Here is a 21,433-nt window from a genome sequence, read left to right as displayed (position 1 = left end):
TTTTTAGGTTTGATAAAGCTGAAAAAAACAACTGTTCTAAATATTTTAAGTTATCCTTCGCCAAAAAAAGCATTGGAACTTCCAATCCAAATGGCGTCTTTCTTGTTGAAATCTACATTTATCATAGCTGCTTTGGTCATTCTTCCCAAATTTTCCAATAGAATAGGGCGTTCATCATTTTCACGCCAAATATACAACAAACGGATCTCTGCTTTTGAAAAATCTCCGTTGATATCTTCAAAAACAGGTTCATAGGTTACTTTTCTTTGCAAAATGTAATTTTCTTTGTCATCAATAGCGTTCGTAATTTCTTTTGTTGGATTTAAATTCACTCCGCTGCCGGCAAATGAAAATAAAGGTTTTAATACAAAGTTTTCCAAACTTTCATCTTCTGGAAATTCATGAAGGAAATAACTTTTAGGAACGAATTGATGTTGTAATAATGGGAGAAGGAACTTGGAAATTTTAAAAAACCAATTAGGATGGGTAATCCATTTTACATCAACTTCTTCACGGAAATCGAATTCGGTAACAAGATCAGGGGTTTTATCCAACTCATCAAATATCACACGATTGTAGATTCTTTTAATTTCCACCGGCTCACCATTATTCTCATAATACAGTTTTTTGCCTTTCTTCTTTACTTTTGTCAGACATAAGGTTTTTATTCCTAATAATTGTTCTGTTAAAGCAAAATCAATGGCGGTTTTCTGTTTTTCCGGAAGGATTTCAAGAATAATTACGTTTTCAGGATTTTCACCACCTACAATCAAATCTTTCAAATAGCTTTTAAAAGTTTCATGAGGCATTGTATTCCGGATATCTGATAAAAACGGATAGACTTCACAGAACGTATTTTCAAACGTTTTTTGAAAAGCATATAGAGAAGGAAACGCCTGCAGTTCTATCAACTGAGGCTCAATTTCTCCATTTTCACTTCTGCAGATTCCAAAATCTATGGTAAAAAAGTGTGGCTGATCAGTATCATTAGGAACTTTACAGTTTTCAGGAATGGCTTTCTGAAGAGTTTCTGCCGGAATAGCTTTTATCTGGCTGATAACACTTTCACTGGCATCAAGCAATTTATTTTCAAAATCTTTAGTAAGAAATATTGGGCTTTCTGAAATTCTGAAGCCAGGTTCTATACCTCCTTTTTGCGTTAAAATATCTTTGAGCTGCTGGTATTTTTCTGGTGAAAACTCCTGATTAAATTGCTTTCTGTATTTTGGAATCATATTTTTTTTCTTTTGTGATGTTAAAAAAATCGAGCATTGGCCCGATTTGTAATTTAGATTGAGTTGCAAAAGCTACAAAAGAATTTTTTTGAATTGTATAAAATTCACATAATGGTAAATTTTTGATTTTCAAAAAACTTAAGTGTACTTCTCAAATAGGTAGTAGTAACTAAAAAAGAACTTAAGCGTTACATGCTTTTGTGACCTTTGCGGGTGATATTAATTAATTTTTTAAGCCAAAGATTCAGCTTCTTTTAAAATGTTTTCCTTTGCTAACTGAAGAAATCGTGGAAGAATCTGGTGTCTGGTCAGAATGATTTTATCTTCGTCATCTATCCTGTCCATTGTTTCAAGATACTTTTCCATTCCGAAATTCTCGATCATCGCTTCTTTGTTTTTATCATCTTTCAGATTCTCAATAAGTGCCTGAGGACTGGCCTCCGGGTGGAACTGAGTTCCAAATATTTCATCAGAAAAACGAACAGCCATTACCGCTCTTTCCAGGTTGATATGAGGACGGAATTTCTCAATAGCCATCATCTTCATTCCAAGCTTTTCAAAACGATCCAGATCAGGCTCAATAAATTGATATGCTCTGGAATCTACGGCATAAAAAGGATCCTGAAGGTTTTTAAACAAAAATTCATTCTTGCCTTCTTCCGTTTTATGAACGGGCATCACTCCAAAAGAATAAGATTTTCTCTTGCAGATATTCCCTAATTTCCAGTGGATACTTGCCAGTTGGAAAGAGTGGCAAATCAGGAAGAGGTATTTTTTATCTTCATGATTTTTATTGTGTTCGAAAATGGTATCTAAAAAATCAGCAAACCGATCTTCCCACGCAAGACCTTCTCTGTGCGGATCTCCCGGGCCACCTGAAGAAATAAATATATCAAAATCTCCGATTTCCGGCATTTCATCTTTAAACCTCACATCAAATGTTTGGATCACTACATTTTCTTCAGAATTCTGCTGAAATGTTTCAGAAATTTCTTTAATATTTCTAAAGCCTTGATTAACATGGTTGTTGTTCATGTCCAGCAGAGCAATTCGAATATCTTTCATTACATCATATTTTTTGTAAAGTTACCAAAAATATTATGAAGCGGTTTCTCCATGAGTGATACCATATTCTGTTTCAGAGATCATATAATCCACGACTTTGGTAAGATCGCCTGTTTCCTTGAAGATCTGAAGTTGTCGGTCTGCACCGGTTCCGTTTTCCAGTATTTTCCAGGCATATTCTACTTCTTCTCTGCATCCCAGATCGTCTACTACGTCGTCGATAAATTCTAAAAGTTCTTTCAGTAAATGAGGATATGGCACTGATTCTTCCTTCCCAAAATCAATAAGATGAGCTTCAATACCGCTTTTGGAAGCACGCCATTTATTTTCATTTAACAACAGCCTTCTGTAGCTTCTGAAGCTTAAATTTTGCTGGTGCAGTTTATAGATTTTTGCTACGAGACTTTGCATGATAGCAGCCAGACAAACGGTTTCATCAATTCTTAACGGCATATCACAGATTCTGAATTCAATCGTAGGATAGAAGGGGTGTACCCGCAGATCCCACCAGATTTTTTTGGCATTGTCGATGGTTCCGGTTTTTACCAGAAGATCAACATAGCTGTCAAATTCTGCCAGAGAATTAAAATAGCTCGGAATACCGGTTCTGGGAAATTTCACAAAAACTTCCTGTCGGTAGGATTTAAATCCTGTATATCTTCCGATCCAAAACGGGGAATTGGTAGAAAGAGCGTAGACATGTGGTAAAAAATAACGCATGACATTCTGGATTCTTACCCCTTCTTCACGGTTGGGGATTCCAATGTGTACATGAAGCCCGAAAATAAGATTTTCACGAGCAACATCTCCCATGTCGTCTACAATTTTGACGTATCTTTCTCCTTGGGTAATGTTATTATCTGACCAGTGGGAGAAAGGATGTGTGCCGCCTCCGGAAACCCGTAATCCCTGCTCATGAGCAATATTGATCAGGTGACGCCTCAAGTTGGTTAATTCTGCTTTTGCCTCCTGAATATTCTGACAGATACCCGTTTCCATTTCAATCATAGATTCGTGCATTTCGTGCTTTAGGTTTTCACTTAAAACAGCCTTTCCGCCTTCAATGATCTTTGAAACATGAGAAACAAGATCTCTGCTTTCAACATCAATGATTTGATATTCTTCTTCGATTCCAATAGTAAATTGATGCATTTTCCTTGTGTTTTTTATTTCTTTTTCAATCTTTATTTTATTGAATCTTTCACGAAAGTTCCCCAAGTGATATTAGGTTTTCCCGGAACATATTCTTTTGCTTTTTCAACGGCCAGTTTGGCGGCATGTTCTACAATCCATGCGAAATTTTCTTCACCCACAGAATTCTTATCTGCATCCGGAGCAGGATTACAGAAGTCAATGGCATAAGGAATCCCATCTCTTACTGCAAATTCTACCGTATTGAAATCATAGCCCAATGCTTCATTCATTGTAATGGTATAATCATGAATGGTTTTCAATAGTTTTTCAAGCTCTGCACCTTCAGTTTGGTGCGTTGTTGCATATCTTAAATGAGGAGCATTTCTCGGCTCATAAGGCATGATGTGGACATATTTTCTGCCAAGACAATATACTCTGTAATAATCATCAAATACAATTTCTTCCTGTACCATCATTACCAATTGTTCTGTTTCTCCCAGTTTATTCCAGAGATCATCCGGATTTTCTACCCGGTATACGCTTTTCCATCCACCTCCGTCATGAGGTTTCATGTAAGCAGGAAATCCAACATAATTAAAAATATATTCCCAGTCATGGGGGAATTTCAGATTTCTGAATGAGGTTTCCGAAGTATTGGTCGGTCTTTCATGCGAGGGTAGAAGTACAGTTTTTGGTAACGGAATTCCCAGTTTGATCATCAGGGCATTATTGAAAAACTTTTCGTCAGCACTCCACCAAAAGGGATTATTGATTACATAAGTGCCATTAAGTGCTGCGTTTTTCAGATACGCTCTGTAAAAAGGAACATCCTGTGAAATTCTGTCAATGATAACGGCATATCCATAATCTGCACCTTGTTCAAGTTTATCAATCGTTACAGGTTCAGCTATGATTTCTCCACCTCCCAATTCATTTACTTTGTCTATAAATGCCCAGGGAAACGTATCTTCCATACCAAATAGAATTCCTACTTTTTTTGCCATAATTTTTGTTTTTAATAGGTGTATATTTTTTTCTTTTTTGTCCTTTTTAAATAATGGGTGAATATTGATTTTTGGTTAAAATTTAAACCACCCCGTCAAAAATTCTTTGAATTTTCGCCACCCCTCCGGCGGAGAGGAATATCACGTCTTCAATTGTGATATTCTGGCAAAGTTGATAATCTTTCCTTTTCAAAAAATTTTTTTATAGTTGAATTCTTTTTTAATTTAATTTTTTAAGAAAAATAAGCTCCTATAAAGGTTGGAAATACCATTCTCCACAATGGCCAGTCATGGCCGATCCATTTTCTTTCATCATACCAGAAATCGATGCCTTTAACTCTTAATATTTCTGCCATTTCAATGTTTTTATCCCTGCATATATCCTGATCGGAAGTACTCAATACAATATGCATATGTTTGTACTTCCATGCTTCGTCATTCCTTATAAATTCTCTGGGACAATTGTAGTATACCAGATCATCAGAATATCCGTCCATAAAATTCCTTATACTGAAAGCGCCGGAGAGACAAAACAAATGCGAAACCACATCCGGAAACCTGAAAGCAAAGTTGGCGGCATGATATCCTCCAAAGCTGGCTCCTGCAACGGCGACACGATGTGTTTTATGCAGCTTTTGAATGTATGGTACAAATTCTTTAATGAGAAACTGCACATACCTTTCGTAGTTTCTTATCCTTTGCTGGGGTGATATTTTATCATCATAAAAGCTCCAGCTATCGATGGTTTGGATGTTATAAAGTTTTACTTTTCCCTGTTCTACAAACCAGTTGATACTTCCGTTAAGGTGGAAATCATGATTTTGGGTATATTGTCCCTGGGAAGTAGGAAACATGATGACGGGATGGCCAAAATGCCCGGTTACTTCCACTTTAAGGCTTGTTCCCAATATGTTTGAATAATAATCTGTATGTTCTATATGAGGCATTGATTTTTTCTTTAAGTTATGTTTAGCTGCTCAGCTTAGTGCTTTTGGGAGGCAAAATGTTGAGCATTTCTGCATGGATCTTTTCAGCGGCGGCGTCTAATCTTTCCTGGATGATATTGGCATCACTGGATTTATAAACAATTCCGACATGGTACTCTATGGGAAGAAATTTTACCACTTCCTCACATTCAAAACTATTATAATCCGGTTCTTTATCTTTGATTAAGGCTACAATGAGTCCTGAATAATATTCGGTAGGAGGGAGAGCTGTGTAAGTTTTGTTTCTTAGTAAGGCGTCTTCAATTTTTGCCCATTCCCGCCAGATATTAATACTGCTTGAAGCTTCTACAAGGTCAGGAATATGAGCGCCTCCCACTCTTGATGATGTTTCAAGGAAATACCATTTTCCATCCTCTTTTCCGTGAATAAACTCCGTATGAGTGGCGCCGTTCATAAGTCCAAAATTGGAAAGCACTTTGGAATTGATCTCATCAAGTGCTTTAAACTCTTCAGAATATCTTCCCAATGTTTTGGATCGGAATACGCCTCCTTCATGTGAAACCTGCATCGGCGGAGCCAGGTATTTTGATGCGGAAGTGAACACAATTTCTTTATTAAAAGTAAGACTGTCTACATGGTATACATCACCGGGCTTAAAACTTTCCAGCAAAAAGAGATGACGTTCTTCACCAAGGACATCTAATGCTTCATGAAGCTGTTCTTTAGAAGTAATCTTCTTAATACCGGATGCTGATGCCTCCGAGCGGGGTTTCAATACCCATGGAGCCGGGACTCTGTCTGCAAATTCATTGACGGTATCATCATTGAAAACAGCAGTGAACTCAGGTACATTGATCCCGGAATCTTTAGCCTTCTGGCGCATAGCCAGTTTATCTCTGAAATAACGGTGTGTTGTTTGTCCCATCCCTGGAATACGAAATGTTTCCCTGATCAGAGCAGCTTTTTCCACATCATAATCATCAAGGGCAACTACAGCATCCACTTTTCTGGTTTTCATTAAGTGTGAAAATCCTTGAATCAGATGTTCCAGATTCCAGACAGACGGCTTTAGCTCCGGCATGTAGAATACTTCGTCAATAGCGTGCCAGGGCCAGTTTTTTTCTTTAAGGTTTTCTGATGTTACTAAGATTATTTTATTACCAAGCTTTTTCATTTCATCCATGAAATCATAGCCTTTGTAATAGCACGAAATGCATACAATAGTTTTCTCCTCCATATAATGTTTTTTAAGTTTTAGTGATTTTTCAAAAATAAAAGCATTTCTTTATTGTTTGATTATTATCAAAACTATGAATATGATGCGCTTTTGAAAAATCACTAATCAAGTATACAGAGAATTTTTGTAATAAACTAATTTTTAATGATAATTTTCAATTAAATCCGCGAGCAATTGAACCCCAAAACCAGTTGCTGCTTTTTCTTTAGCATATCCTACATTTCCGAAGGCGACACCGGCTATGTCCAAATGCGCCCACTTAGGGTGATTTTCAATGAATTGCTCTAAAAATTTGGCGGCAATAATACAGTCTCCGACAGGTTTCAGGGAGATGTTTTTAAGGTCTGCTACATCAGATTGAATGTCATTATTCCAAACATCCCACAAGGGAAGATTCCATAGCCGTTGGTTGGTCTGATCCCCTGTTTTTATCAATAGATTTTTCAATTCTTCATTATTGGAAAACATGGCTCCGCAGGTATCCCCGAACATTCGTACTGAACTTCCCGTTAATGTAGCCAGATCGATCATGAAATCTGTTTTATAATTTTTGGAAAGATAAGACAGTCCGTCAGCAAGGATCAATCTTCCTTCTGCGTCAGTATCTATAACCTCAATGGTTTTTCCGTTGTAAGCGGTGATAACATCACTTGGAAGCAATGCTTTTTCCGAAACGGCATTGTCGGTGATAGGAAGAACTGCTACAATATTAACTGGAAGTTCCATTTCAGCAGCATAGATCAATGTTCCCAGAACAGTTGTAGCGCCGCCCATATCGGATTTCATATAATGGAGATTAGCTGAATTTTTGATGGAAATTCCTCCGGTGTCAAACAAGACACATTTTCCGACCAGACCGAAAGTTTTGGCATTTTTAACAGTGGTTTTATATTCTAAAATAGTAAATGCTGCATCATAGGCGCTTCCCTGATTCACTGAAAGATAAGCTCCCAAACCTAGTTCCTCGCATTTCTTCCTGTTAAAAACCGTGTATTTTAATTCATGCTTTTTGGCCAGGGTTTTAAGGTATAAACTGAAAGTATCCGGCCTTTTAAGATTGGCAGGTTTATTCAACCATTCCTGACAGGCAATCTGTCCGTTACTTAATGCTTCAGCTTTCTGACCAATATGATCTAATTTTTTCTGACTTAAATTCTCGAAATGAAGCTCAAACTTAGTATTCCAGAAAGGATGTGTTTTTTCAAAAGGATAATTGTATGTTCCGATTAAAAGCCCTTTTACGAATTCTTCAAACTGTTTTTCATTCATAAAATCTGCAAGCATCAAAGTTGGAACAGCTTGTAATTTTTCCTTTTGACTTTGCGAAAACTTTACGGCAACCTGTTGTATTTCGAAAGATTGTAAAGTCGATTTTCCAAGGCCAATAAAGTAAGTGATTCCTTCTTCATGGGCATTGATGAAGACTTCATGTTTCTTGCCTGTAAAAAAGGTAGCGATGTTTTTGTTAAAATTTTTATTTGATTTCGTCCATTCTTCTTCTGTGAATACATGGAAAACCTGAGTGTAATTTTTGTTTTTTTTATTGATTAATTTCATAGTAAATATATTTTTCCAAGTTGTAAGCCATCGGTCGGTTTTATCTGACGACTTCATACTTTTTAGTTCTTAATGCTTTGTTGTTGTGGTTTTACTTCGACAGGGTTTTCTGTATTATCATAAAACAGCCATTCAATGGCTCTCGGGAACTCCTGTGACCAGTAAAATTCGCTGTGTGTCCCTTCAGGATTGATACTGGTTCTGAATTCAAAATCAAAAAGATTCTTTTTTTCCCATCTTTTTAAATACTCTTCAAAAATACGGATCCTTTTCACCATTTTGGATCCTTCCTGCCCACCGCCATATAAATAAATTTTTGTTTTAAAAGGAACCCGGAAGTTCATCATTGGGAAATTATTATTTGGTTCAACCCAGAGAGAAGGAGAAAAAATCAACAATTTAGAGTAGACTTCAGGATAAAGAAATCCACTATATATGCTGATAAGAGCTCCCAGGGAACTTCCTCCGATTCCAGTGTTGTCACGATCTTTTTTGGTGCGGTAATTTTCATCCACAAAAGGCTTTAAAGTGTCTGTAATAAAACGGATATATTTTTTTCCTTCTGAACCGTTCGCAATATTATCATTGTCGAAAATATATTCCTTAATTCTATTCTGACTTCCATGTTCTATGGCAATGACGATTACATCACCCCGCCCATATTCTGCGAGGATAGATAGCTTTTTATCTATTTCCCAGTTTCCGAAATCACTTCCTTCATTAAAAAGATTCTGTGCATCCTGTAAATATAGAACAGGATAACTTTTTTCAGAAGTATGATAATCATAGGGAAGTACAGCCCAGACTTTACGATGTCGGTCAAGCTGTGGAATATAAAATTCTTCAGAAATTACTTCTGCAATTGGAAAGAATTCTTTCTTAAAAGGTCCCCAGTTCAGCCTCCATTTTTCAACAATATCGGAAGATTTTCCGGCAGCCTTTTTAATTTTTCGGTTAGGAGTGATGTTTCCATATTGATCCAATTCTACATTTTCCCAACCTCCTTTGGTGAATTTATACTCAATATCATCAGGAAGAGGCTCGTCTTTAATTTCAATATAATAATTGCAAGAATCCGTTTGTACTAGCTGATAGTTGTAATCTTTTGGGTTCCAGTTGTTAAAATTTCCGGTGATAAATACCGGTCTGTCGTCTTTTTCTTCGGTATAAAGTTCAAATCTCATCCTAAGTGTTTAATATATTAGATGGCTAAATTTATAAAAAAGATTGTTTTTGAGATGATAAAAAAGTGATTTAAAAATTGATATATTTGATAGATAGACGAAAGAAGAAAACTAACTTGTTAATTATTTGATGAATAATTAACCGCTGTTGTCAGTATTTTTCGTAGTTTCAGGGAAAATATAAATACAATCTGATCTTGATGAATTCTGTTAAAACCTATACGCTTTTCACTGATCAAGATGTCTACCTTTTTAAAGAAGGAAGGCATTATAAGCTATATGGTAAATTTGGAGCACATTCTGTAGAGAAAGATGGAAAGAAAGGAGTATATTTTTCAGTCTGGGCACCCAATGCCAGAAAGGTTTCCGTGATTGGAAATTTTAATAACTGGAATCATAAAGATCATATTCTGTTCCCAAGATGGGATGGATCAGGAATCTGGGAAGGATTTGTGGAAGAACTGCCCTGGGGAACATTATATAAATATGCTGTCGAGACTGCAAGAGGTGAAATCCTGGAAAAAAGTGATCCTTATGCACTAAGCTGGGAGCAGAATATCCAGGCAGCATCATTGGTTTCAACTACCTGGTATGAATGGAATGATCAGGATTGGATGGAAAGCCGATGGCAAAAAAATAGTCTGGAAGCCCCTATTTCAGTGTACGAATTACATCTTGGTTCCTGGGTAAGAGACGACAAAAATCCAGATAAGTTTCTAAATTACCGGGATATTGCAACAAAACTGGTTCCTTATGTAAAAGAAATGGGCTTTACTCATGTAGAATTCATGCCCATTATGGAATATCCTTACGATCCCAGCTGGGGATATCAGATTACAGGCTTTTATGCAGCGACTTCACGTTTTGGTGCTCCACAGGATTTGATGTATTTGATTGATGAGCTGCATAAAAATAATATTGGAGTCCTGCTCGACTGGGTGCCTTCGCACTTTCCGGGAGATGCTAACGGACTTTATCTTTTTGACGGTTCACACCTGTATGAGCACGAAGATCCGAGAAAGGGATTTCATCCGGATTGGAAATCGCATATCTTTAATTATGGAAGGAATGAAGTGAAGTCTTTCCTTATTTCCAATGCCATGTTCTGGCTCGACCGTTATCATGCTGACGGATTGCGGGTAGATGCGGTAACATCAATGCTTCATCTGGATTATTCCAGGAATGAAGGAGAGTGGGAGCCTAATATATATGGTGAAAACGTAAATCTTGAGGCCAAGGCCTTTTTACAGGAATTTAATACAGCTGTATACAAAGAATTTGGAAACAGTATTATAACGATAGCCGAGGAGAGCTCAGATTTTCCGATGCTTACGAAACCTGTTCATGACGGAGGGGTAGGTTTTGGAATGAAATGGATGATGGGATGGATGCATGACACACTGGATTATTTTAAAGAAGATTTTGCCAATAGAAAATTTCATCATCATAAACTGACGTTTGCTTCCATGTATATGTATAATGAAAATTATATGATGCCTTTGTCACACGACGAAGTTGTACATGGTAAAGCAAGTTTAATTTATAAAATGAAGGGTGATGAATGGCAAAAGTTCGCCAATCTTCGTACCTTGTATGTCTATATGTTTACCCATCCCGGTGCCAAATTGCTTTTCATGGGAGATGAATTCGGACAGACCAGTGAATGGAATTTTACTCAAAGTTTAGATTGGCACCTGCTGAAATATCCCGTTCATAAAGGATTACAGCAGCTTGTAAAAGAACTGAATCATATGTATACGACTGAAACTGCTCTGTATGAAAATCAGTTTGATAAAAGCGGTTTTGAATGGGTGGAAGCAGATGATCTTGAAAACTCAGTCTATGTATATGCAAGGAAAGGAAAAAGAAGGGATGATGTTTTAATGATTGTTTTGAATCTGGCTCCAAAAGTAATGGATTATAAAATTGGCATCCCTACAGGAACGCATTGGGAAGTTATTTTTAATTCCGATGATGAGCAGTACGGTGGCAGTGGAGTGGAATCTGAAATACTGGATGAAAAATACGAAGACTGGATGGAACATCAGAAGTCAATAACGTTAAAATTACCTCCGTTGGCAGGAATTATTTTAAGACAGAAGAAAGATAAAAAGTATAAATTACACAGAATTAAACACAGAAGATAAGAGGATGGTTATTTATCATTTAAGTACAGAATGTTATCCGATAGCAAAAGTAGGTGGCCTGGCAGATGTTGTGGGAGCATTGCCCAAATATCAGAATAAAATAAAAGGAATAGATGCCAAGGTGGTAATGCCGTGGTATAATAAACCGTTTGTCTATGAGCATGAATTTGATATCGTTTTTGACGGATTTATTCACCAGGGATCGAATATGCTGCAGATTCAGGTTTTCAAAGAAAAAACGAACACGCTGGGCTTTGAATTGTTCATGGTGAAAATTCCCGGACTGCTTGATCGTGACAATCCATACGGGTATCAGGATGAAAGTTTTCAGTTTTTGGCTTTTCAGCAAGGGATATTACATTGGCTGACAGCTATGGAAATCCGACCGGATGTTTTACATTGTCATGATTATCATACCGGGTTGGTACCTTTTATGGTAGCACACTGTCCGGAATTTGAATTTCTGAAAGGAGTGAAAACGATAGGAACCATCCATAACGGAGAATATCAGGGAATGATGAGCTGGAATATGGCGAATTATTTACCTTCTTTTGATGCTTATAAATGGGGATTATTGGACTGGAACGGGTTTATCAATCCTCTGGCAAGTATGATTAAATGTGCTGATGCCTTTACCACTGTGTCAGAAGGCTATCTTGAAGAACTTTTTATAAGTTTCCGCGGACTGGAAAGTCTGGTACGGCAGGAATTCGGAAAAGCGTACGGAATTATCAACGGTATTGATACCGAAGTTTGGAATCCCGAGACAGATCCGATGCTGGATTTTAATTTTAATATTAAAAATGCCGTTGCCCAAAAGAAAAAGAACAAAGAAAAACTTTGTAAAGAATATGGTTTAAAACCGGAACTTCCGTTATTTGCTTTTATAGGAAGATTTGCTACGGAAAAAGGAGCTGATCTTTTGCCGGATGTGGTCTGGAAAAGTATTAAGCAGAGTTATGGTGCTTTAAATATCATGATCCTGGGTTCAGGAAATTCATACATTGAGAATAAACTGAAAGAATATGATTATACTTACACCAATTTTGCATTGGATCTGGGCTATAAAGAACATCTTTCACATAAAATCTATGCATCTGCAGACTTTCTTTTAATGCCATCGAGAGTAGAGCCCTGCGGATTGAATCAGATGTATTCTATGAGATATGGTACTGTTCCTGTGGTGAGATTTACCGGGGGACTCAGGGATACTGTAGAAGATATTTCAACCGGAGGAGCAGGATTGAATTTTACCTATCCGGGAGTAGATGATATTGTTCATGCCATGAACAGAGCCATCGCGATTTATAATCAGAAAGGAGCAATGAAAGACCTTATCTATGCCAATATGAATTTTGATTTTGCATGGGAGAAATCTGCTGAAAAATACATAGCTTTATATAATCACTGATATGATAAGGAGTTTTCTTTTTTTTATATTGGTGATTAATGTTGTTTCCTGTAAAATGAAAAATACTACTGATTATTTAAAAGAAAATAATAAATTTCAGGATACTTCTTATTATACAATTTTGTATTATGGTTATCCAAACACAAGTAGACTTGAACTCATGGAAATGATTTCAGAAAAATGGAAAATAAAGCACATAGAAGCTGCCGGATGTGATGTGGAGGAAAAAGAAATGATTAAAATAGATCGTCAAAATAAAAAAACATATGCTGCGATTGAAAAGAAATATGGTAAGGACTGGAAGGTAAAATATGAAGATGATCTCCAGAATGTAGCCATGAAAAAGGTTGATATAATGGATGTTTTAATTACCAACAAAACTTTCAGGACACAGCTTGAAAAATGCAACATAGAAATTGATGGAGTTGATAAAGATGTAAAACCGCTGAATAACTCAACATATGAAGTGAAAGTATATGGCTTTACTCAGGACAATAAGAAAATAGACTGCTGTACAGTCAATGTAGATCTCATTAACAGAACCGTAAACATAATAAAATAAAAAACGCAATATACTTATGAACCGAAATGTAATCTCTATTGTATTGGGAGGAGGCAGAGGCACAAGATTATTCCCATTAACTTATACAAGATCAAAACCGGCAGTGCCTATCGCAGGAAAATACAGATTGGTAGATATTCCTATTTCAAACTGCTTGAACTCGGGATTGAATAAAATTCTGGTTCTGACTCAGTTTAACTCAGCATCTTTGAACTCACATATCAAGAATTCTTATCACTTTGATATCTTCAGTAAAGGTTTTGTGGATATTCTGGCTGCCGAACAGAACGTAGAAAATGAAAGCTGGTACCAGGGAACAGCAGATGCCGTACGACAGTCGATGAAGCATCTTGAGAAATATGATTATGATTATATTTTAATCCTTTCCGGAGATCAGCTTTACCAAATGGATTTCAGAGAAATGCTGGACTTTCATATTGATAATGGAGGAGATCTTACCATAGCTACCATTCCTGTAAATGCTAAAGATGCAACAGGCTTTGGGATCTTAAAATCTGATGATGAGGGAAATATTACCTCTTTTTACGAAAAGCCGGATTATGATATGCTGGAAGGCCTGAAATCTGAAGTTTCAGAAGAAAATAAACATAAAGGGAAAGAATTCCTGGCTTCGATGGGAATATACATCTTCACCAGGACTATCCTTAAAAAGATGTTTGAAGAAGGAGCCGGTGATGATTTCGGAAAGGATATCATCCCTAGTTCGATAGGAAAATATAAGACTTTAAGCTATCAGTATGAAGGATATTGGACAGATATCGGAACCATAGAATCATTCTACGAGGCCAACCTGGATCTTTGTCTTGATCTGCCTCAGTTTAATCTTTTTTCATCGTCACCTATCTATACCAGAGCAAGGATGCTTCCACCTTCTAAAATCAACGGTTCTTACGTAAGCAAAGCCGTTTTTGGAGACGGATGTATCATCATGGCAGATAAAATTGAAAATTCAGTTATTGGAAACAGAACGAGAATTGATAAAGGGAGTACCATCGTCAATTCCTATGTGATGGGTGCCGATTTTTATCAAAATACCACCGAAATTGTACTAAACGACAGAGCCGGTCGCCCGAATATGGGAATCGGAAAATACTGCTATATAGAAAAAGCTATCCTTGACAAAAACTGTTATATCGGTGATAACGTGAAAATCATTGGTGGAAAACAACTTCCTGACGGTGATTACGGAACTCATTCCGTACAAGACGGAATCGTAGTAGTGAAGAAAGGAGCAGTGTTGCCTGCGGGAACGCATATAGGATAATAAGTAAGGAAGCCGGAAGCTATTGAAGTCGAAGAATGATTAGAGTTTAGTTTATTAATTATTTTTTGACAAATAATCATTCAATCAAAGAACCGGTGGTAGTCATCGGAATAGCAGTGACTTCCAGCTTCTATCACCCAACTTTCATCCTGTTTATAGGTTAATTATTGTTAAACATAAAACTAGAGTGATCAGCATATTGGTCACTTTTTTTATTTGTATTACTTTTGTGCGATGCGTATTTTTAAGATATTAACGGTTATCATAATTCTGTTGGGTGGAGCTTATGCTGCTTCCATGTATTATTTTGTGGACGAAAGCAAAAATTTTACGATTGAAAAAGAGATTGATTACCCTGTGGATAAGGTGTTTTCTCAATTTAATAATCTTCAGAATTTTACAAGGTGGAATAACTTTTTTTCAAGTTCACAATCTATCGATATAGATTATTATATGCCTTATGAAGGGCAGGGAAGTGCCATCAGTTATGTTGATCCTAAAAATGATACCGATGGTGAAATGTTCATCAGGTATGAAAACCCTAATAAGACTTTAAAATATCAGCTTTTTGAAGATGAAAACGCCAACCCCACGCTGGTTGATGTTAAATTTAAGCCCGTTTCAGCAGAAAAAACCAAAATTATATGGTATGTGCATACTCCAAGGCTTTCGGTTTGGAGAAGGGTAGAAAATTTCTGGACAGAAGACCGTTTTGCTGAAAATATCACCAAAAGTATGGTCAATCTAAAGAATGTTTTAGGAAATAAAGTGGAAAAAGACAACCAGATGGCAGCCATAAAATATGACAGCCTGATGGTGGAAAAAGAAGAAGATAAACTGATTTTGGGAATCAATGTAAGTACATCAAATAAAAAAGATGCCCTTTATAAAAATATCGTGATGAATTATAACAAAATCTATAATTTCGTATCGATGGATCTGGGCAAAAAAGATGATGAATTCGGGTATCCTGTTTTGATTACTGATGCGGATAATTACAAAGACAAAGAGGTGTCATACTTTCTCGGAATTCCACTTTCCAAGAAAATTGGAGTAACGGATAATAATTTTAATTTTAGAACCATAAATCCGACCGAAAATTACGTGATTTACTACAAAGGAAGCTACGAGGGACGAATTAAGGCGATCCAACAACTCATCCAAAAAGCCAAAAAAGACGAAATGCGCTTCGGAGATATCCGTCAAACCTTTATCGAACGTCCGATGGAAGGAGAATCTGTGAATGTTAAGCTCTCATTATCAGTGTTTAAGTAATTTTTTAAAAATTAAATTTTTCCTAACTTTTTTTAACGGTTTGAGACTGTTCTAACTCGGTTTTTTTTATTAAATTTGAAGATTAATTCTACAAATAAATTTTAATAAATAGATAAACTGTAATAATGGACAGATTTTCATTCCTAAACGCAGCTCATTCTCAGTTAATTGAGGATTTATACCAACAGTACTTAAAATTCCCGGACTCTCTAGAACCATCATGGAAAGCTTTCTTTCAAGGCTTCGATTTTGCTTTGGAGAACTATGGAGATGACGATAACATCCAGTTTATTCAGGCTTCGGCCAACGCTGCTCCGGCAGTACAGCAGATCTCTCAGGCAGTATCAAACGGAGAGGTTCCTGAGCACATCAAAAAAGAATTTAAGGTAGTTAACCTTATTGAAGCGTACAGAACAAGAGGGCACTTGTTTACAAAGACAAACCCGGTAAGAGAAAGAAGACATTACACACCGACTTTAGATATCGAAAATTTCGGTCTTTCTAAAGAAGATTTAAATACAAAATTCAACTGCGCTGTTGAAACAGGAATGAAAGAGCCTGCTACATTGGCAGACCTGATCACGCATTTGGAAAATATCTACTGTGATTCTATCGGAGTAGAATATACATACATCAACAATGTCGAAGAAAAAGATTTCATCAAGAAATGGCTACAGGTAAACGAAAACCACCCAAGCCTTTCTGCAAATGAAAAAACAGAAATCTTATTAAAATTAAATCAGGCGGTAGCTTTTGAAAATTATCTTCACACAAAATTTGTAGGGCAAAAAAGATTCTCATTAGAAGGAGGTGAAACATTAATCCCGGCTTTAGATCAGTTGATCTCAAGATCTTCTCAATTAGGAGTAGATGAAGTTGTTCTGGGAATGGCTCACAGAGGGAGATTAAATGTACTTACAAATATTTTCGGTAAATCTTACAAGCAGATTTTCTCAGAATTTGAAGGGAAGGAATTTGAAGAAGATGTATTCTCTGGTGACGTTAAATATCACTTAGGATCATCTAAAAAGATCAAAACTGCTTCAGGAGAAGAAGTAAGCATCAACCTTACACCTAACCCGTCTCACCTTGAAACTGTAGCTGCCTTGGTAGAAGGTATCTGCCGTGCAAAAGTAGATGATAAATACAAAGACTATTCTAAAGTATTACCAATCATCATTCATGGTGATGGTGCTATTGCAGGGCAAGGTATTGCTTACGAAGTAGCTCAGATGATGACTTTGGAAGGCTATAGAACAGGAGGTACAGTTCATATCGTTGTCAATAACCAGGTTTCATTTACAACCAACTACATGGACGCGAGATCTTCAACATACTGTACAGACATTGCAAAAGTTACAGAATCTCCTGTAATGCATGTTAATGCTGACGATGCTGAAGCTGTTGTTCACGCCATTCACTTTGCTGCTGATTTCAGAGCGAAATTTGGAAAAGACGTGTATATCGACCTTTTAGGCTATAGAAAATATGGTCACAACGAAGGTGATGAACCAAGATTTACTCAGCCTAATCTATATAAAACAATTTCAAAGCATCCGAATCCAAGAGAAATTTATAAAGAAAAATTACTTAAGGATAGTATTACTTCAAATGATGTAATTGCTAAAATGGAAACGGAATTCAAAGCACTTTTAGATAAAGACTTTGATGCTTCCAAGGAAATTGAGAAAAACGTAATGGATTTGTTTATGGCCGATGATTGGACAAACTATCCGATTGGAAAAAGAGGAGCTGTTCAATCCCCGGTTGATACTCAATATGACTTAGCTAAATTGAAAGAATTAGCACTTAAAATGTCTACGCTTCCTGCTGATAAAAAATTCCTTAACAAGATCACAAGACTGTTCGAAAACCGTATCAAAGCTATTGAAGGTGATTCATTAGATTGGGCGTTAGGAGAGTGGTTAGCCTATGCTACACTTTTGGTAGAAGGTCATAATGTAAGAATCTCCGGAGAAGATGTGGAGAGAGGTACATTCTCTCACAGACATGCTGTAGTAAAAACAGAAGATACAGAAGAAGAATATATCCCGTTAAGACACGTTTCAGAAAGCAGATTTGATGTATTCAACTCTCACCTTTCAGAATATGGTGTTTTAGGTTTCGATTACGGATATGCAATGGCATCTCCAAATACCTTAACGATCTGGGAAGCTCAGTTCGGTGATTTCGTGAACGGTGCTCAGATTATTGTTGACCAATACTTAGCTGCTGCAGAAGAAAAATGGAAACTTCAGAACGGATTGGTAATGTTATTGCCTCACGGTTCAGAAGGACAGGGTGCTGAGCACTCTTCAGCAAGATTGGAGAGATTCCTTACTCTTTGTGCAAATGAAAATATGGTGGTAGCAAACATCACTTCACCTGCCAACTACTTCCACTTATTAAGAAGACAGTTGAAATGGGCATTCAGAAAGCCATTGATCGTGATGAGTCCTAAATCTTTATTAAGACATCCGAAAGTAGTTTCTCCACTTGAAGATTTTGCAACAGGTTCATTCCAGCCAATCTTGGATGATCCTACAGCAGATCCTAAAAAAGTAGAAAAATTAGTTCTTTGTTCAGGTAAATTATATTTCGAATTATTAGCGAAAAAAGAAGAATTAAACTGTGAAAACATCGCATTAGTAAGATTTGAACAGTTGTATCCGCTTCAGGCAGATGCTATCGAAGCGATCTTCAACAAATACGAAAATAAAAAACAATTGGTTTGGGCTCAGGAAGAACCTGAAAACATGGGAGCATGGTCTTATATCTTAAGAAACTTCAGAGATACAGGAATCCAGGTGGTTGCTCCGGTACCAAGCGGTGCTCCGGCTCCAGGTAGCCACAAAATGTTTGAGAAAAACCAAAATGCAGTGATCAACAGAGTTTTCGATAGAGATGATGCTCCTGCAAAAAGACCAGTTACAGCTTAATTAAAATAATAATCCATTAAAAAATAAAAAAATACTCATATGTCAGTTTTAGAAATGAAAGTTCCTTCACCGGGCGAATCCATTACAGAAGTTGAAATTGCAACTTGGCTTGTAAAAGATGGTGATTATGTAGAAAAAGATCAACCAATCGCTGAAGTAGACTCAGACAAAGCGACTCTTGAATTGCCGGCAGAACAAAGTGGTATCATCACTTTAAAAGCAGAAGAAGGTGATGTGGTACAAGTAGGTCAGGTAGTTTGTTTAATTGATATGGACGCTGCTAAACCAGAAGGTGCTGCACCTGCTGCTGAAGCTCCAAAACAGGAAGAAGCTCCAAAAGCTGCTGAACCTGCTAAACAAGAAGCTCCGAAACCGGCTGCACCAGTTGCTGCTCCTCAAACGTATGCAACAGGAGCTCCATCTCCGGCTGCTAAGAAAATTCTTGACGAAAAAGGAGTAGATGCTGTACAGGTTTCAGGAACAGGAAGAGACGGAAGAATCACTAAAACTGATGCTGAATTAGCGGCTGTTCCTGCTTTAGGAGGAAGCCCTCTTACAGCTACAGGGGCGAGAACTACTACGACAACTAAACTTTCAGTTTTAAGAAGAAAAATCGCTCAAAGATTAGTTTCTGTGAAGAACGAAACAGCGATGTTAACTACTTTCAACGAAGTGGACATGTCTGAGATCTTCAGATTAAGAAAGCAATATAAAGAAGAATTCGCTCAGAAACACGGAGTAGGACTTGGTTTCATGTCTTTCTTTACAAAAGCGGTTACAAGAGCATTGCAAATGTATCCTGATGTAAATGCATCGATCGATGGAGATTTCAAAATAAACTATGATTTCTGCGATATTTCAATTGCAGTTTCAGGTCCTAAAGGATTAATGGTTCCTGTATTGAGAAATGCAGAAAACATGTCTTTCAGCGCTGTTGAAGCAAACATCAAGGATCTTGCTATTAAAGTAAGAGACGGTAAAATTACGGTTGATGAAATGACTGGTGGTACTTTCACAATTACCAACGGTGGTACATTCGGATCTATGATGTCTACTCCAATCATCAACCCTCCACAATCTGCAATCCTTGGAATGCACAACATTATCCAGAGACCGGTTGCTGTTGACGGACAGGTGGTAATCAGACCAATGATGTATGTAGCAATGTCTTATGACCACAGAATTATCGACGGTAAAGAATCTGTAGGATTCCTTGTTGCGGTAAAAGAAGGTATCGATAACCCGGTTGAAATATTATTGGGAGGCGACGAAAGAAAAGGCCTTGGATTATAAGTTTTTAATAAAATTATAATGTAAATATATAATCTCGCCTTAAAAAAGGCGAGATTTTTGTATTCGCTAAGGAAATACAAAAATGATGTTTTCAAAAATGACTTCTAATATCAAAGTTTCAGTAATACCTGAATATGATAGTAAAAACAGTTATCCATCCGAAAACCGTTATGTTTTCAAATACAATATTACAATAGAAAACGATGGAGGTTTTCCTATAAAAGTATTGAAAAGAAAATGGCTGATCTTTGACGTAGGATTTGGATACACAGAGATTATAGGAGACGGCGTAATCGGTCTGACACCTGAAATAGGAACAGGCGAAAATTTCGCTTACTTCTCTAATGTAATGCTTCGTTCCGGAGTAGGAAATATGAGCGGAAAATACCTGGTTAAAAACTTAGAAACGCAGGAAACTTTTGAGATTGATATCCCGAAATTTAATTTGCTTTCAGAAGTTTTAAGTAACTGATGATTTTTCTCTCAAGAAAAGATGAAGATAATTACAGACGATGAACCCGGGTTCATTAGTCTGTTACTAAAGCTTTTTGATTTTTGCTTTCATATATTCATTTACCTCGTCATTACTGGTGAGGAAGAGCTTCTCAAAAGCCAACAACGATATTTTTGCACAAACTTCAGCGTCAGCACCAGCTCTATGGTGGTTGAAGTCGATTTTATGATACTCTGCCAGAGGTTTTAGTCCATATTTTGGGAGATAATTCCATGATTTTTTGGCAAGCTGGATACTGCAGAGATAATTGAGATTGGGAGTAAACATTCCATAATGCTGTAGACATCCTCTTAAGACAGAAGCATCGAAACCTGCATTGTGAGCAATCATTAAACTTCCATACATCATATCCTGAGCTTCATACCAGATCTCATCAAAAGTAGGAGCGTCTTTCACTTCTTCAGGCTGTATTCCGTGTACGGCAATATTAAATTTGTTGAAATAAGGATAGCTAGGTGGCTTGATTAACCATGTTTTGGTCTCCACAATCTTAGAATCCTGGACAATACAAATTCCCATCTCACAAGCTGAATTTTTCTCGTGAGTTGCCGTTTCAAAATCTATTGCGCAGAAATCCATTGTTTTAGAGTTGTTAATTAGTTGCTGGTTGCTGGTTTTTTAGTTTAATGTTTCAGGTTTAAAGT

The 21,433-nt window shown here is 36.9% G+C and carries 17 protein-coding genes; 8 read left to right on the top strand and 9 right to left on the bottom strand.

The window, feature by feature from the left end; genetic code table 11:
* Positions 1-50: 50 nt before the first annotated feature.
* The 8 genes from EG342_RS19160 to EG342_RS19125 form a co-directional block, all read right to left on the bottom strand.
* Positions 51-1,235, bottom strand: a complete 1,185-nt coding sequence (locus EG342_RS19160; protein ID WP_103292209.1) for a hypothetical protein — start codon at positions 1,233-1,235, stop codon at positions 51-53.
* A gap of 231 nt (positions 1,236-1,466) precedes the next feature.
* Positions 1,467-2,300, bottom strand: coding sequence for a type 1 glutamine amidotransferase (locus EG342_RS19155; RefSeq protein ID WP_103292210.1), 834 nt, complete (start codon positions 2,298-2,300; stop codon positions 1,467-1,469).
* 33 nt (positions 2,301-2,333) lie between these two features.
* The gene (locus tag EG342_RS19150) at positions 2,334-3,452 is read right to left on the bottom strand and encodes a carboxylate-amine ligase (RefSeq protein ID WP_103292211.1); all 1,119 of its coding nucleotides are present in this window, start codon (positions 3,450-3,452) and stop codon (positions 2,334-2,336) included.
* 32 nt (positions 3,453-3,484) lie between these two features.
* Positions 3,485-4,438, bottom strand: a complete 954-nt coding sequence (locus tag EG342_RS19145) for an ATP-grasp domain-containing protein (RefSeq protein ID WP_103292212.1) — start codon at positions 4,436-4,438, stop codon at positions 3,485-3,487.
* A gap of 233 nt (positions 4,439-4,671) precedes the next feature.
* On the bottom strand, positions 4,672-5,385 hold the full coding sequence (locus EG342_RS19140) for an alpha/beta hydrolase-fold protein (RefSeq protein ID WP_103292213.1): 714 nt from the start codon (positions 5,383-5,385) through the stop codon (positions 4,672-4,674).
* A gap of 22 nt (positions 5,386-5,407) precedes the next feature.
* Positions 5,408-6,622: an ATP-grasp domain-containing protein gene (locus EG342_RS19135; RefSeq protein ID WP_103292214.1), complete on the bottom strand. Its 1,215-nt coding sequence runs from the start codon at positions 6,620-6,622 to the stop codon at positions 5,408-5,410.
* Positions 6,623-6,763: 141 nt separating this feature from the next.
* Positions 6,764-8,179 carry a leucyl aminopeptidase family protein gene (locus EG342_RS19130; RefSeq protein WP_103292215.1) on the bottom strand — a complete coding sequence of 472 codons (1,416 nt, stop codon included), beginning with the start codon at positions 8,177-8,179 and terminating at the stop codon, positions 6,764-6,766.
* 62 nt (positions 8,180-8,241) lie between these two features.
* Entirely contained in the window at positions 8,242-9,363 is a 1,122-nt protein-coding gene (locus EG342_RS19125) for an alpha/beta hydrolase-fold protein (RefSeq protein WP_103292216.1), read from the bottom strand.
* 200 nt (positions 9,364-9,563) lie between these two features.
* Between EG342_RS19125 and glgB the strand changes: the two genes are divergently transcribed.
* The 8 genes from glgB (at position 9,564) to apaG (ending at position 20,747) form a co-directional block, all read left to right on the top strand.
* Positions 9,564-11,510: a 1,4-alpha-glucan branching protein GlgB gene (gene glgB / locus EG342_RS19120; RefSeq protein WP_185126905.1), complete on the top strand. Its 1,947-nt coding sequence runs from the start codon at positions 9,564-9,566 to the stop codon at positions 11,508-11,510.
* A gap of 4 nt (positions 11,511-11,514) precedes the next feature.
* Positions 11,515-12,921 (top strand): glycogen synthase, encoded by a 1,407-nt coding sequence (locus EG342_RS19115; RefSeq protein ID WP_103292218.1) that lies wholly within the window; start codon positions 11,515-11,517, stop codon positions 12,919-12,921.
* A gap of 55 nt (positions 12,922-12,976) precedes the next feature.
* On the top strand, positions 12,977-13,483 hold the full coding sequence (locus tag EG342_RS19110) for a hypothetical protein (RefSeq protein WP_103292219.1): 507 nt from the start codon (positions 12,977-12,979) through the stop codon (positions 13,481-13,483).
* Positions 13,484-13,499: 16 nt separating this feature from the next.
* Positions 13,500-14,768: a glucose-1-phosphate adenylyltransferase gene (locus tag EG342_RS19105; RefSeq protein ID WP_103292220.1), complete on the top strand. Its 1,269-nt coding sequence runs from the start codon at positions 13,500-13,502 to the stop codon at positions 14,766-14,768.
* A gap of 234 nt (positions 14,769-15,002) precedes the next feature.
* Positions 15,003-16,043: an SRPBCC family protein gene (locus tag EG342_RS19100; protein WP_103292221.1), complete on the top strand. Its 1,041-nt coding sequence runs from the start codon at positions 15,003-15,005 to the stop codon at positions 16,041-16,043.
* Between the two features lie 125 nt (positions 16,044-16,168).
* Entirely contained in the window at positions 16,169-18,982 is a 2,814-nt protein-coding gene (locus tag EG342_RS19095; protein ID WP_103292222.1) for a 2-oxoglutarate dehydrogenase E1 component, read from the top strand.
* A 39-nt stretch (positions 18,983-19,021) separates the two neighbouring features.
* Positions 19,022-20,275 (top strand): 2-oxoglutarate dehydrogenase complex dihydrolipoyllysine-residue succinyltransferase, encoded by a 1,254-nt coding sequence (gene odhB, locus EG342_RS19090; RefSeq protein WP_103292223.1) that lies wholly within the window; start codon positions 19,022-19,024, stop codon positions 20,273-20,275.
* Positions 20,276-20,372: 97 nt separating this feature from the next.
* On the top strand, positions 20,373-20,747 hold the full coding sequence (gene apaG, locus EG342_RS19085; protein WP_246008664.1) for a Co2+/Mg2+ efflux protein ApaG: 375 nt from the start codon (positions 20,373-20,375) through the stop codon (positions 20,745-20,747).
* 66 nt (positions 20,748-20,813) lie between these two features.
* Here the strand turns inward: apaG and EG342_RS19080 are convergent, their stop codons facing one another.
* Positions 20,814-21,368, bottom strand: coding sequence for a 3'-5' exonuclease (locus EG342_RS19080; protein ID WP_103292225.1), 555 nt, complete (start codon positions 21,366-21,368; stop codon positions 20,814-20,816).
* Between the last annotated feature and the right edge of the window lie 65 nt (positions 21,369-21,433).

The sequence above is a fragment of the Chryseobacterium lactis genome (assembly GCF_003815875.1).
Taxonomy (GTDB): Bacteria; Bacteroidota; Bacteroidia; order Flavobacteriales; family Weeksellaceae; genus Chryseobacterium; species Chryseobacterium lactis.
Note: the sequence above shows the minus strand (reverse complement) of the source record. Positions and strands in the feature narration are given on the sequence as shown.